This is a genomic window from Paenibacillus silvae (assembly GCF_014639235.1).
In the GTDB taxonomy this organism is placed as follows: domain Bacteria; phylum Bacillota; class Bacilli; order Paenibacillales; family Paenibacillaceae; genus Paenibacillus; species Paenibacillus silvae.
Genome location: NZ_BMFU01000002.1, coordinates 801,709 through 815,219, shown reverse-complemented (window position 1 = coordinate 815,219; position 13,511 = coordinate 801,709). Strand labels below are relative to the sequence as shown.

12 protein-coding genes are annotated in these 13,511 nt (G+C 46.1%); 11 read left to right on the top strand and 1 reads right to left on the bottom strand.

Features of this window, described 5'->3' with window-relative positions; genetic code table 11:
• Positions 1–34: 34 nt before the first annotated feature.
• From IEW26_RS09540 to murB, 3 genes are all read left to right on the top strand, one after another.
• Positions 35–2,086 carry a serine hydrolase domain-containing protein gene (locus IEW26_RS09540; RefSeq protein ID WP_188592200.1) on the top strand — a complete coding sequence of 684 codons (2,052 nt, stop codon included), beginning with the start codon at positions 35–37 and terminating at the stop codon, positions 2,084–2,086.
• Positions 2,087–2,248: 162 nt separating this feature from the next.
• Positions 2,249–3,238, top strand: a complete 990-nt coding sequence (locus tag IEW26_RS09535; protein WP_308423451.1) for an SDR family NAD(P)-dependent oxidoreductase — start codon at positions 2,249–2,251, stop codon at positions 3,236–3,238.
• 478 nt (positions 3,239–3,716) lie between these two features.
• Positions 3,717–4,610, top strand: a complete 894-nt coding sequence (gene murB, locus IEW26_RS09530; protein ID WP_145402394.1) for a UDP-N-acetylmuramate dehydrogenase — start codon at positions 3,717–3,719, stop codon at positions 4,608–4,610.
• Between the two features lie 236 nt (positions 4,611–4,846).
• On the opposite strand, the gene IEW26_RS09525 is transcribed toward murB, so the two are convergent.
• Positions 4,847–5,620: a DUF817 domain-containing protein gene (locus IEW26_RS09525; RefSeq protein ID WP_188592199.1), complete on the bottom strand. Its 774-nt coding sequence runs from the start codon at positions 5,618–5,620 to the stop codon at positions 4,847–4,849.
• A gap of 255 nt (positions 5,621–5,875) precedes the next feature.
• Here IEW26_RS09525 and IEW26_RS09520 point away from each other — a divergent pair, with 255 nt between their 5' ends.
• From IEW26_RS09520 to IEW26_RS09485, 8 genes are all read left to right on the top strand, one after another.
• Positions 5,876–6,220: a YojF family protein gene (locus tag IEW26_RS09520; RefSeq protein WP_111271225.1), complete on the top strand. Its 345-nt coding sequence runs from the start codon at positions 5,876–5,878 to the stop codon at positions 6,218–6,220.
• 20 nt (positions 6,221–6,240) lie between these two features.
• Complete coding sequence (bshB2, locus tag IEW26_RS09515) at positions 6,241–6,918, top strand: bacillithiol biosynthesis deacetylase BshB2 (protein ID WP_111271239.1); 678 nt, start codon at positions 6,241–6,243, stop codon at positions 6,916–6,918.
• Between the two features lie 190 nt (positions 6,919–7,108).
• Positions 7,109–8,542: a right-handed parallel beta-helix repeat-containing protein gene (locus tag IEW26_RS09510; RefSeq protein WP_229729760.1), complete on the top strand. Its 1,434-nt coding sequence runs from the start codon at positions 7,109–7,111 to the stop codon at positions 8,540–8,542.
• Positions 8,539–9,141, top strand: coding sequence for a nitrous oxide reductase accessory protein NosL (locus tag IEW26_RS09505; RefSeq protein ID WP_229729759.1), 603 nt, complete (start codon positions 8,539–8,541; stop codon positions 9,139–9,141). The genes IEW26_RS09510 and IEW26_RS09505 overlap by 4 nt, the downstream gene beginning before the upstream one ends.
• A 24-nt stretch (positions 9,142–9,165) precedes the next feature.
• On the top strand, positions 9,166–9,987 hold the full coding sequence (locus IEW26_RS09500) for an ABC transporter permease (protein WP_188592197.1): 822 nt from the start codon (positions 9,166–9,168) through the stop codon (positions 9,985–9,987).
• Positions 9,980–10,693, top strand: a complete 714-nt coding sequence (gene ccmA, locus IEW26_RS09495; RefSeq protein WP_188592196.1) for a heme ABC exporter ATP-binding protein CcmA — start codon at positions 9,980–9,982, stop codon at positions 10,691–10,693. Before IEW26_RS09500 ends, ccmA begins: the two co-directional genes overlap by 8 nt.
• A 59-nt stretch (positions 10,694–10,752) precedes the next feature.
• The gene (locus IEW26_RS09490; RefSeq protein WP_188592195.1) at positions 10,753–11,325 is read left to right on the top strand and encodes a redoxin domain-containing protein; all 573 of its coding nucleotides are present in this window, start codon (positions 10,753–10,755) and stop codon (positions 11,323–11,325) included.
• 224 nt (positions 11,326–11,549) lie between these two features.
• Positions 11,550–13,481, top strand: a complete 1,932-nt coding sequence (locus IEW26_RS09485) for a fructose-1,6-bisphosphatase (protein WP_188592194.1) — start codon at positions 11,550–11,552, stop codon at positions 13,479–13,481.
• Positions 13,482–13,511 lie beyond the last annotated feature (30 nt).

The window sequence follows — 13,511 nt, the reverse complement described above, 5'->3', positions numbered from 1 at the left end:
ATTCATGTATATCTATCCAAAGGAGGAAGTCTGAATGAAAAGGATAATCACGGTTTTATGTGCCTTCATGCTCGTCATCATGCCTGTATCCGGGGTCAAAGCCCAGGCGGATGCAAAGCAGACAATCCAAGGGAAAGCTAAACAAATCGCTGACATGCTGGTTCAAAATTACGGTGTCACAAGCCTGCAATATGCCATTATGGACGAAGGGGAAATTATTTTATCGGATGGTGCTGGATTTCATGACAAAGCAAGCCAGAAAGCCGTGCACAAAGACACCATGTACGGCATAGGCTCCGTAAGCAAAATGGTGGTGACAACTGCGGTTATGATGCTGGTCGATTCTGGTCAGGTTGGCCTGGATCAGCCGCTTACCACGTATATTACCGATTTCAAAATGGCAGATTCCCGCTATAAAGAAATCACACCGCGTATGTTAATGAACCATTCATCCGGGTTATACGGATCGCAGTATGGGAACAGCATGCTGTTTGATGATAACGACACGCGTAACCATGATGAATTACTGAACAAACTTCAGGCGGAACGGCTCAAATCGAAGCCTGGCGAATACTCGGTCTATTGTAATGACGGCTTTCAATTGCTGGAGATTCTCGTAGAGCGCGTGAGTGGGCTAAGTTACAGCAAATATGTGGAACGGTTTATCAGCAAGCCGTTGCAATTGGATTCAACGAAAACACCGCTGGATTCTTTCAATAGAGACAGGTTAGCTGAGACCTATTGGCCAACATTCAAACCGAAAATGCCTGTTGAAAATGCAAATATCATCGGCACTGGTGGTTTTTATTCAACGGCTGAAGAGTTAACGCAATTTGCTGAGGTACTAATGGGCAACCGCCCGGATCTTCTATCAGATGCTTCCGTCAAGGCTATGCAAAGTCCTGAATATCGTAAAGGCATATGGGTATCTGACAAAATCAATTCGTTCAACTTCGGCCTTGGCTGGGATGCCGTTGAGCTTGCTCCATTTAGTGAGTATGGCATTAAGGCACTTACCAAGGGTGGCGATACGATAATGTATCACGCTTCATTAATTACAATTCCAGAGCATGACATCTCCATGGCTGTATTATCTTCGGGTGGTTCTTCCATCTTTGATCAGATGTTTGCCACGAAAGTGTTGCTGGAAGTACTGAAGGAAAAAGGCATCATTGATAACATTAAACCGGATCGCACCTTCTCTGCGCCAGCTCAAACCAAGATGCCTGATGAGCTGAATGATTACTCCGGCTTGTATGGGACCGTTGGTGCAACCACGGAAATCGATATTCAGAATGCAGCATTCACATTACCAGCTATGCTGGGCGGACTGGTTGCTGAACAAAGTTATGTGTATACAGGTGACGGGTATTTTACCAGCAAGGACGGAAGTGTGAAGGTGAGCTTTGTGAAGGAACACAATGCCAAAACCTATGTGAAAGTTCAAGGATACCTTAGCTTGCCGGGACTGGGACAGATGGGGATGAGCACGTATGATTATCAGAAGCTGGAGCATAACAAACTGGATACCGTCACCCAGGAGAAGTGGTCTGCACGGAACGGTTTGCAATATTTTGCGCTGGACGAAAAAATCACATCGATTTTCTATCTGGTTCCATCCCAGCTGATTAAAAGCTTCAAGGTCAACGCAGAGCAAGGCTATGTAAGCGGGACGAAAATTACGGATGTGAATCACAGCGTCAATGTGGCTGAAATCCCGATCATGAACGGCCGAGATGCTTTTGACTTGGAATTAACGAAGAAACGAGATGCTGAAATTCTCACCCAGAACGGACAGCAGTATATCTCGGAAAAGGCCATTCGGCCGATTTTTGATGGAAAATCAGGGATTGCAACCATTCCAGCGAACGGTCAAGCACGATGGTATGCCATAGGTGGGGAATCTGCAGAAAAAACGATAACAGTGAACTCTCCGGAGCACGGCGGCTATGCGGTTTATGATGATCAAGGTCAGGTGCTGCAGTTCTCCATCGCGACTGGTGAACAGACAACCAAGCTTCCGAAGAAAGGATTTATCGTTTTTGGCGGTAACGCTGGCGATATCTTCCAGATCCATCAGAAGTAGAGTAAAGCTGCCGTAATGGCGGCTTTTTTCGTCCCTTGCTCTTAACGGGCATTATTTGACTTCGAGTTTACTCTAAGGTGTAGACTGTTTATAGAAGTCCCAACCGGGATCAATACTATTAGCAATTACAGTTACTAATGAGAGTACAAGGAGCTAAATTGAATGGATATGAACAAAAATACAAAAACACCACAACAAAAAATGAATTCAGGTTTTGACAAGAGCAGTACAGCGGCTGAGGTTTTACGCGGTCTGGATCTATCAGGGCGTCTCGCCGTAGTGACGGGCGGATATTCCGGTCTGGGACTGGAGACTACTCGTGCACTGGTTCGTGCGGGAGCACATGTTGTTGTAACTGCACGTAGACCCGAAGCTGCGCGTGAAGCTTTGACGGACTTGGAAAATGTAGAGGTTGATGAGCTTGACCTTGCCGATCTGTCGAGTGTTCGTACATTTGCCGAGCGTTTTCTGGCAAGCAAACGCAGTATCGATATGTTGATCCTGAATGCAGGCATTATGGCATGCCCCGAGACACGAGTAGGACCAGGCTGGGAAGCGCAATTTGCCACGAACCATCTGGGGCACTTTGCTTTGACCAATCTATTATGGCCAGCTCTGATTAGTGGGGATGGGGCGCGCGTCGTATCACTTTCCTCTACAGGGCACCATTTCTCTCCGATTCGCTGGCATGATATCCATTTTGAACAGGGATACGAGAAGTTTCCGGCCTATGGCCAATCCAAAACAGCCGTCAGCTTGTTCACGGTGGAGCTGGACAGACTTGGCAAGCAGCATGGCGTTCGTGCGTTTGCAGTTCATCCGGGTGGTATTATGACTCCCTTACAGCGCCATATGCCCAAAGAAGAGATGGTGGCTCTCGGCTGGATAGATGAAGATGGCAATGTGGCTAACCCGGCGTTCAAATCACCTGAACAGGGAGCTGCAACGCAAGTGTGGGCCGCAACGGCTCCCAAGCTTGAAGGCATGGGCGGAGTGTACTGTGAAGATTGTAATATCAGTGAGATGGCTCCCGAGGACGGTGCTTTTTACGGTGTGAAGCCATATGCTATCGATCCGGATCAGGCTGTTCGGTTATGGACGTTATCCGCTGAATTGACGAAGACTGATCTTCCAGTCGACGGACGGGAATGAACCGGGGTTTTACTCAAAAGATAGATGATATCCAGAATATGTGGTAGAATGTTCAAGCGCTGCGGTAGATAAATCCGCAGCGCTATTGTTTTTATGCCAACCTATTCAAATATTCATGTTCATTTATAATTTAGCTTGTACTTGAGTACCTATTCAATAAACAGGCGAATATCATTATAGTATACGGTTGAATTTCATCGGTCTGTACAGGGAAATATAAGTAAAACTATTCTTTTACACGTGAACGAAGAGGACAGAAAAAACCTGGAAAAGCGTAGCGGTCGCCTTTATCACCGGATTTTCCCTTTGGAAAAGGGAATCGAAAAATCTGGGGATAACAGCGATTGGAAGGTTGTTCTGTCATCGGAGTGGTATGTGTAAATTCTTTAGTTCAACTTATATAGATTGTCATCGGAGTGTGTTTCGATTTACAATGTAGGAATCATGTTCTTTTTGAAGAACGCAGGGAGAGAAAATCATGAACATTTTTGAGAACCACATACCTAGTGAAAAAGTGAAATTTAATGAACCTTTAAAAAACCATACGTTTATTCAAATTGGAGGCAAAGCGGACATTCTCGTGCATCCGACTACGGTGGAGGAGATCACCAAAGTAGTAGAGATTGCGAACAGTCATCAGCTGCCGCTGACCGTCATTGGTAAAGGCTCTAACGTGATTATCAAGGATGGAGGCATCCGGGGGGTAACGATCTCGCTAAGCCACTTTGACCAGATCAAGGTAGAGGGAACGCGCATTATGGCACAGAGCGGATCGGATATTATTGACGTATCCCGTACTGCTTTGGCACATAGCCTGACCGGGCTGGAATTTGCTTGCGGCATTCCTGGCAGTACAGGAGGCGCTCTTTATATGAACGCTGGCGCTTATGGCGGCCAGATTGCTGACGTTATTGAGCAGGCAACTGTTATTACCCGTGAAGGCAACGTTGTTGTTATCCCGCGAGAAGAGATGAAGCTGAGTTACCGCAACAGTCTCTTCAAGATGGATCATTATATTATTCTCGATGCTGAATTTTCGCTACGCCAAGGTGACAAGCAGGAGATCGCCAGCAAGATGGATGAATTGACATTTCTCAGAGAGTCGAAGCAGCCCCTGGAGTACCCATCTTGCGGAAGTGTGTTTAAACGCCCGGAGGGATATTTTGCAGGTAAACTGATTCAGGATTGTCAGCTTCAGGGCACCCGCATCGGGGGAGCTGAAATTTCGATGAAGCATGCAGGCTTTATCGTGAATGTGGATCATGCCACAGCCAAGGATTATGAGGACCTGATTCAGTTTATTCAGAAAAAAGTGTGGGATACGTTCCAGGTGGAACTGGAAACCGAGGTGATATTCCTTGGAGAATATTAATTCAGGACAGGACATATGAACAATCTTCAACAGAGTTGCCTAAGGCATGACTATGCGACCTTAATAAGATGAAGCCGCCGATTGGCGGCTTTTTTTAAGAAGGAGGCTTGAACATGAGTAAAGGGAAGAGAAGCATTTTTAAGATTATAATCGTAACGGTTGCATTTTTAGCGCTCTCTTTGATCATGGTCAACGAATTTCTTCCATGTGATAGTGATCCGCAGGCCAACTCTCCCTTAGGATTGCACGCTCCTTTTCGCTTTCACATATTTAAGCTGTGCAACGATGATTACGCTGATAATTACGAGCAGAAACCAGGAGCTGATCTTGCTGAAGCTGACCAGGTGCCAGCTTTCATGCTGATCGGGATATTTCCAGGCCCCTAGAAAAGTAGAGATATTTTCGGCCAGCCAGATAAAAAATCCGACAATGATAAACGCAAGGGACAACGGCATTCGGTAAGTAACGGATCGCACTCTGTAGATGATCCACGTTTTCCAGAAGACCACAAATACAAGAGCCGTGAGCCACCAGCGAAAGTCCGGAATAAAGTGATGCGTGAAAAAATTGAGATAGATGGCTCCGCCGAGCAGTGCAGAGGGAAGCAGACCCGGCCAGCCAGTCATATCCATGCGCAGTCTTCGCCAGATTTGACACATAAAGCTTGCCACGCTGGCATACATAAATCCGCTGTAGAGTGGAACACCTAAAATTTTACTATACGCAGGTTCAGGGTATGACCATGATCCCATATGTACTTTGTAGATTTCGAGAAGAAGACCAATCAGGTGAAACACACAGATGACCTTGATCTCATCCAATGTTTCCAGCCCGCTGCGGAACATCAAATATTGTACAGCAAGCAGAATAAGCAGGATTGCATCATAGCGGTAGATAGAAGGGAATGGAATAACGGTTGAAAGAGCGAGCGTTCCAAAAATAGCTACAGGAAAAATGCAGCTCATGGCTTGATGATAGCCAAAATGTAATAACTGAATGATGGATTTCATGGGAGCAGCTCCTTTTAAAACTATGAATCGGCAATGTTGAATTCTGATGAGTTTCAAATACTTTCTGTTATATCTAATGTAATCGATCAGGTGACCTATGAAAAATAGAAAAATAGACAGAAGAATGTTCCTGTTTTAGTGAATACATCTGAGGCAGACCACCTCATTTTATGCAGCAAGCCAGCTTTGAATGTATATTCCTTGTTGCATATGATAAAATAGAGTTCACACTTTACATGAAACAGGGAGGCCGTCATGCAACTGATACAACCACAAGATATCCAGCTTCGGCTCGATCGCCTTGTTAATCAGGATGTATATATGCATCTTGAAATGACAACGGGCGCTTACGCTCAACATTACGATAGTTCACGGCATCCAGCTTCAGCTTTTATAACCAATGCGGCCATTCGATATACACAAGGCTCTATTTCTGGTGAGGGACCATACCGTGTCGGTTTGAAAACGACAGATGGCTGGGTTTATGCTGAAGGACTTACACATATTGATGAGCAGGAACAAGAAAAATTGATTATGGCTGGCCATGACAGCCAAGGCAAACTGGTTGTGGCTTTACAGCTGAGCCGGGAGAAGTTCTAATGGGAGCGGAGGAACAACATATGACAAAGAATGCACAAGATGAGCACCAACGCATCCTGGTGGTTTATCCCCATCCAGACGACGAAGCATTCTCGGTATCGGGTACGTTAGCCAAATACATTGATCGTGGAGCACAGGTTACATATGCTTGCCTGACTTTGGGCGAGATGGGACGGAACATGGGGATTCCACCGTTTGCAAACCGTTTAACGCTGCCTTCCATTCGTAAAAATGAGCTTATTGAAGCAGCAAGCGCCATCGGGATTCAGGATCTGAGGATGCTTGGTTTCCACGATAAAATGGTAGAGTTCGAGGACCCTCAGCTGCTGGATGGCAGCATTATGGCCCTGCTTGAGGAAATCAAGCCCACGCTGGTCTTTACTTTTTATCCGGGATACAGCGTACACCCTGATCATGATGCAACTGGAGCTGCAGTAGTCAGAACGATAAGCCGTCTTCCAGTGGACGAGCGTCCTGTCGTGCAATGCGTAGCCTTCTCCAACAATCATGAGCAGCATATTGGCAAACCGGATGTGACGGTAGATGTCAGCGGGTTTTTGGAGCAAAAGCTGGCTTCCATTCGTGCCCACCGCTCGCAGTTCCAGGCCGCAGAGCTGATGGGCAACCGCAAGTTGAATGATGAGGAGCTTCAGGCGCGTTTCGGACGCGAGCGGTTCTGGACCTATACATTTGAATAATTCATGTTCTAAAGTCGCCCATGTGGCGGCTTTTTTTCGTTCCATCACAATTTGGACACAAAACGAACAAGCCTATAGCCTGATGGAGCTATATGGGAATTGAAGCATTTTCGATACACTGTGTAAAGGACTGTAATAACGCTTAATTTGTACAAAGAATCAAGAAAGAATGGAGGAAAGTGACGATGCAATGGAGGGGAAAAGCAGAGGAAACGGGGGCATATACATCCTGAACATGAACGATCAAAGTATTACAAACAAACGATTAGGGCCGGGCTGGCTGCCTTTTCTTAAAGTTGGTTTCATGATGACCGCTGCCCTGTTCCTTATACTGCTGCTCCCGCTGCAAGCAGCCAGGGCAGGGGAGGCCAACCGGGAACCGATTCCGCTTCAGCCCATTATCGATAATGCGAACCCAGGTGCTGTGATCCAGTTACAAGCGGGAACCTATTCGGGTCCGGTAGTTATTCATAAACCACTTACTCTGATTGGTGATGCTGCTGTAACAATTATTAACGAGCAGGATCAAGCTGCGATATTCATTCAGGCTGACGATGTGAAGCTTCGTGGTTTTACGATGGAGCATCATGGAGTACAGCCAGCTGCTGCTGTGCACATAACGGGCAGCGATAATGAAATTAGTGAGCTTACCATTCACACGAAAGGCGCTGGATTGCTCTTGCGTGATGCTGATTCAGCGGTGCTGCGTAACAACACGATTGAATGGGCAGGGGCAAGCACAGCCTCTAGCACGCAAAAAGGAAACGGTATTGATCTCCTGAATTCGGATAACAGTCGGATTGAGGGGAACCACATTCAGGGCGTGCTCGACGGAATCTACCTGGAGAACAGCCGGAACGCACGGGTACAGGATAATCGGTTACTTCGAACAAGGTATGGCATTCACTGCATGTATATCGACGGTTCCACTGTGCTGAACAATACGGGAGAAGAAAATATGACGGGCGGCATGATCATGGGTGTGAACAACACGATTGTCACAGGTAACACGTTCCGCAAGCAAAGCACAAATGTGCATTCTCAAGGCATTTTGCTCTATGACGTACACCAGTCCGAAATTACCAGCAATACGGTTGAGGGGAACCGTGTTGGCATGAATATTGCTGAATCGTCGAATAACGAAATTCGGGATAACGACATTACGCGTAACTTTGTGGGAATCCAGATGGTGCTGGCAGAGGACAATACGTTCACGCAAAATCGGTTTGTTTCCAACGTAATTGATGCATCTGCCATGGACAGTAAAGTCAACAAAATGAAGGGCAATTATTGGGATTCCTTTCAGGGACTCGACGTGAATCAGGATGGGATGAGCGAGCTGTCTTATGCGATCAATCCGTTCTATGAGCAGCTGGTCAGTCGGAATGCTGCATATCAGCTGTTCTTTCAATCACCCGGCATGGTGTTTCTGAGTAATTTGCATTCGGAAGGCAAGAGCAGCTGGACAACCGACGAAACACCGCAGATTCGAATCGGAGAAGAACATACAGGAGCAGCTGCAGTTGATGGGCACACCCGATCAGGGTTGGTGGGGCTGCTTGGTTTGGTTCTGGTCGGTTTATCTGCAAGTACGATGATCTATATGGGGGTATGGAGAAAATGAATAAAAGATGGATACTGGCGATGGTGCTGCTTCTGGGCACAGTGATGTTAACGGCTTGCGGACAGAAATATGCGGCTGTACCAATTAACGAGGAAGTGGATATCTGTGCAATCTGCAATATGCAAGTGAAGGATGATGCATTTGCTACACAGCTCACAACGAAGGACGGTAAAAACTACAAATTTGATGATGTCGGCTGTATGAATGAATGGAAGAAACAAAACGGAACGGACAATATCGGCATGGATTATGTTCGGGATTACAATGACAAAGAATGGATTGAATTCAGCAAAGCGACGTATGTGTATGATGCTTCCCTGAAGACACCGATGGCTTATGGTGTGTTGAACTTCAAGGACAAGGCTTCAGCTGAAGCATTTGTAGCGGAGCAGGGTGTAGGCACAATCATGACAGCAGATGAACTGGCCGCCCATGACTGGACTCAAAATATGGATAACATGAACATGGAAGGCGATGGACATGGACACAGCCATGACGGGGACGGAACGAATCATGATATGGAACAAGGCTCGGATCATGATATGAGTGAAGGTGACCATCAAGAGGGCCAATCGAAAGAGAACTCGGGTCATCACTGATGCTGATAAGGAATGGTGAATGCAATGTCTGACATGATACAGATCGCCAGGAAAGAGTTGAAAACAGGATTTCGCAATCCCTGGGCGTATTCGTTTCTGGTCCTCTTTTGTACATTCAGTTTAAGCTTGTTAATGCTAAATGCGCAGAATCCGGTGCAGGGATACTCAAGCACGACAGGTTCGATGCTGAATCTGATTCTGTATCTCTTACCCTTGATGACACTGTTTCTGGGCTCCTTCTCGTTGACTGCTGAAAAGGAGGACGGAAGCTGGCAGCTGTTATCCACGTATCCTATAGGCACCTTGTCTTTCATTACAGGCAAATATATTGGGCTGGCTGCGGTGTTGTTGACGATTGTTGCCTTTGGATACGGGCTGATGGGAGTAATCAGCTGGCTGCTTGGCAATCCGATCGATCTGCTGACATATGGGCTATTTCTTGCCTTTTCCTGCGGACTTGTTCTGTTGTTTCTCGGGATTGCGCTCTTGATTGGATCGTTGTCACGTAACCGCTGGCAGGCCTTGACGATAGCCGTATCGATCTGGTTCTTCGCCGTTATCGGCTGGCCGGCATTGTTACTTGCCGTATTGGGTATGATGCCATATCTCTGGATCAAGCCACTTCTGGTGCTGCTGACCTTTCTCAACCCGGCTGAGCTGGTGAGACTGTATATTGTAATCAAGCTCGGCGGCGGCTCCATCCTGGGACCCGAATATTATCAATGGGTGACATGGGTCCAGCAGCCGGGCGGAAGTGCAATATTTATCGGTATTTGCCTGTTATGGGTGATTTGCTCGATCCTTATTGTTTACGCGATATGGGAAAGGGGGCGCTCGTATGCATGAACGGCAAGTCAGAGTGAACGGGTTAAGCAAACGTATCAAAAATCAACTCATTGTGGATGAGATTTCTTTTGAGCTGGAAGCGGGTCATGTACTCGCAGTATGTGGTGGAAACGGTGCGGGGAAGAGTACGCTGCTGCGAATGATAGCGGGTATTTTACGGCCGACCTCTGGAGAGATCACGGTGAATTCTTTACGCTGGGCACAGGATCGCAAACGGTATGCCCATCAGATCGGATATATGCCGGATGACTATCAATTCAGCCAAGGGCTCACAGCGGAGGAGGCTTTGTTGTTCTGGGCATCTCTGCGCAAGCTTCCGAAGCAGCGAGTACAGGAAGTATTGGAGATGGTGGGTCTGGACAGTCAGAAGCATAAACGAGTCACCACATTCTCTAAAGGGATGCGGCAGCGAATCTTGTTCGCCCAGGCGATGCTTGCCAAGCCTGCACTGCTAGTTATGGACGAGCCTACGAACGGACTTGATCCGTTCTGGATGCAGGAGTTTGTACATCTGCTCAGTGGGATCAAACAAGAGGGGCATATGGTCGTTTTTTCTACCCATCAGCTCGAAGTTGCGCATGATATAGCGGATCAGGTGCTGTTTATGAATCATGGACGAAATGTCGGGGAAGGCTCGACGACGGCTATTCGAGAGCAATACGGCTCGCTTCATGCAGCGTTTCATCATAGCCTTGGCTTGAAGTGAGATGATGAAGGTGAGTGTAAAGTAAAGATGAAGATGAGTGTGAAGTGAAGGTGAATGCAATGCCAAAACAAGCACAGGAGATTAAGGTTGAGTCCAAGCCCGGAGGAAAAATAAGGCGTACCGTTACCATATTGATTGCAATGGTGGCACTAGGTGCTGGCATATGGGCTATAGTGAACAATCTATTGAATGCCGAATCCAAGAGCAGCAATCCTATTCGTGCAGGAACAGAAGCCCCCGATTTTGAAGCGGTAAACTCCAGGGGTGAGCAGGTTCGGTTGTCCGATTACCGGGGAAAAGCCGTAATGATTAACTTTTGGGCTTCCTGGTGTACGCCATGTGTCAGAGAAATGCCGTTGGTGCATGAGCTGGCGCAGCAGAATAGCAGCAACGTAGAGACACTGTTTGTCAACGTGGGGGAGAGCAAAGGCACCATTAACGAGTTTATGAAAAGCCATCAGTTTGATTTTCCGGTGATCATTGATGCGACAGGCAAGGTATCCAGTCTCTATCGTATTACGGGTCTTCCAGCCACGATGGTTATTGACCGAGCAGGGGAGTTTAGCCATATTTTGCTTGGTGAGCTGACGGAGAATATTCCCTTGCAGCAATGGCTGGAGGAGAGTATTTGAATGTTGACGATTGGTTAATCGCACAAGTGGGCGATAGAAAAGGCAACGATTAAATATCGTTGCCTTTTCTTGTTTCATAGTTCAGTACAGAAATTTGTTCATATATGATGAACTGGAGTATGATTAGGGAGGACAATGCTGATAATCATCATATAGGTAAAGGTCCCTTGGAAACTTACTATAAAATCAATACCACATAACTTCTTTGAAGGGGGACATCTGTTTTGGATGAGCAGTTTCTAGATTTATTGGCCCAGAAATATGATACCGAAGAAAAAATCATCACCGAGATCATCAACCTTGAAGCGATCTCCAATCTCCCAAAGGGAACCGAGCATTTTGTCAGTGATTTGCATGGGGAGTTCCAGGCTTTTCAGCATGTACTGCGAAACGGTTCGGGTACCGTCAAAGAAAAAATCAAGGAATTGTTCCGGGAAGTATGGACGGATCAAGAAATTAATGACTTTGCAGCATTGGTTTATTATCCTGAAGAAAAAATACAGCTGGTTATAGGGGAACTGAGCAATAAAACGGCTCTAAACCAGTGGTATAGACAAACGATTGAACACATGCTTAAGCTTATTTCTTATGCCTCTTCCAAGTATACGCGCTCGAAATTGCGTAAAGCTCTGCCGGAGCAGTATGTATATATTGTAGAGGAGCTTCTATACAAGACGGATTCGACCAACAATAAGGATCCTTATTATGAGGAAATATATCGGCAAATTATTTCTCTGGGCCAAGCAGACAAGCTCATTATTGGCCTTGCTTATACGACCCAGCGCCTGGTGGTTGACCATCTTCATGTGGTTGGAGATATTTATGACCGGGGTCCGGACCCCGATAAAATTATGGATACGCTAATCCATTACCATTCTGTAGACATTCAGTGGGGGAACCATGATGTCCTCTGGATCGGTGCTTACGCGGGTTCTCTGGTCTGCCTTGCGAATATTATCCGGATCTGCGCCAGATACGACAATCTGGACATCATAGAAGATGTATACGGAATCAATCTGCGCCCACTGCTAAACTTGGCGGAGAAATACTATGAAGACAATCTGCCCTTCAGACCTAAGCTGCAGGCTGGACATAACGGTTCAGAGCAGGAAATTCTGCAGATCACCAAAATCCACCAAGCCATTGCCATGATCCAGTTTAAACTTGAAAGCCCGATTATCAAGAGACGTCCATACTTTAATATGTCTGAAAGACTTTTGCTGGAGCAGATTGATTACGACAAAAACGAAATCACGATCTGCGGAAAAACGTACCAGCTGGAAAACACCTGTTTTTCAACCGTAAATCCGCAAAATCCTGAACAATTGCTGGAGGAAGAACGCCAAGTGATGGAGAAACTGCTGTTCTCCGTTCAGCATTCTGAAAAGCTGGCCAGACATATGAATTTCCTCATGAAAAAGGGAAGCCTTTATTTAAAATACAATGGAAATTTGTTAATCCACGGCTGTATTCCTATGGATGAAGAAGGAAATATGGAAGAAATGCAGATTGAAGACAAGACCTATGCAGGTCGTCAATTGCTTGATGTTTTTGAGGATTATTTACGTTACGCCTTTGCCCATCCGGAAGAGACAGACGATCTGGCGACGGATATGGTATGGTACATCTGGACGGGAGAATGCTCCTCACTCTTTGGCAAGAGAGAAATGACCACTTTTGAGCGTTATTTTATTCAAGAAAAAGAAGCACATAAGGAGAAAAAAAATCCTTATTACCATTTACGTGAAAATGAAGAGATTTGTCGAAGAATCTTGCAGGAGTTCGATTTGAATCCGGATCATGGACATGTCATTAACGGCCACACGCCAGTCAAAGAAATCAGTGGAGAGAGCCCTGTCAAAGCAAACGGGAAAATGATCGTGATTGACGGCGGTTTTTCCAAAGCCTATCAATCCACAACAGGCATTGCCGGATATACCTTGCTTTACAACTCTTTTGGCATGCAGCTCGTCGCCCATCAAAAATTCAATTCAAAAGAAGATGTGTTATGCAACGGAACAGACGTATTGTCTGTAAAAAGACTGGTGGATAAAGAGCTGGAACGGAAACTGGTGAAGGAAACCAATGTCGGGGAGAAGCTGCTACAGAAAATCTCAAACTTGAAGGATCTACTAGACTACCGCTATATGAAATGAGAGCAAATGCTAAAAGTACAAAAATCCCCC

Excerpts from the sequence above, each read along its gene's own strand:
- IEW26_RS09505 (WP_229729759.1), top strand. The coding sequence starts at position 8,539 with ATGAATAAAAGATGGATACTGGCGATGGTGCTGCTTCTGGGCACAGTG.
- IEW26_RS09510 (WP_229729760.1), top strand. The coding sequence starts at position 7,109 with ATGGAGGGGAAAAGCAGAGGAAACGGGGGCATATACATCCTGAACATG.
- IEW26_RS09490 (WP_188592195.1), top strand. The coding sequence starts at position 10,753 with ATGCCAAAACAAGCACAGGAGATTAAGGTTGAGTCCAAGCCCGGAGGA.
- IEW26_RS09525 (WP_188592199.1), bottom strand. The coding sequence starts at position 5,620 with ATGAAATCCATCATTCAGTTATTACATTTTGGCTATCATCAAGCCATG.
- bshB2 (WP_111271239.1), top strand. The coding sequence starts at position 6,241 with ATGACAAAGAATGCACAAGATGAGCACCAACGCATCCTGGTGGTTTAT.
- IEW26_RS09500 (WP_188592197.1), top strand. The coding sequence starts at position 9,166 with ATGTCTGACATGATACAGATCGCCAGGAAAGAGTTGAAAACAGGATTT.
- IEW26_RS09520 (WP_111271225.1), top strand. The coding sequence starts at position 5,876 with ATGCAACTGATACAACCACAAGATATCCAGCTTCGGCTCGATCGCCTT.
- murB (WP_145402394.1), top strand. The coding sequence starts at position 3,717 with ATGAACATTTTTGAGAACCACATACCTAGTGAAAAAGTGAAATTTAAT.
- ccmA (WP_188592196.1), top strand. The coding sequence starts at position 9,980 with ATGCATGAACGGCAAGTCAGAGTGAACGGGTTAAGCAAACGTATCAAA.
- IEW26_RS09535 (WP_308423451.1), top strand. The coding sequence starts at position 2,249 with ATGGATATGAACAAAAATACAAAAACACCACAACAAAAAATGAATTCA.
- IEW26_RS09540 (WP_188592200.1), top strand. The coding sequence starts at position 35 with ATGAAAAGGATAATCACGGTTTTATGTGCCTTCATGCTCGTCATCATG.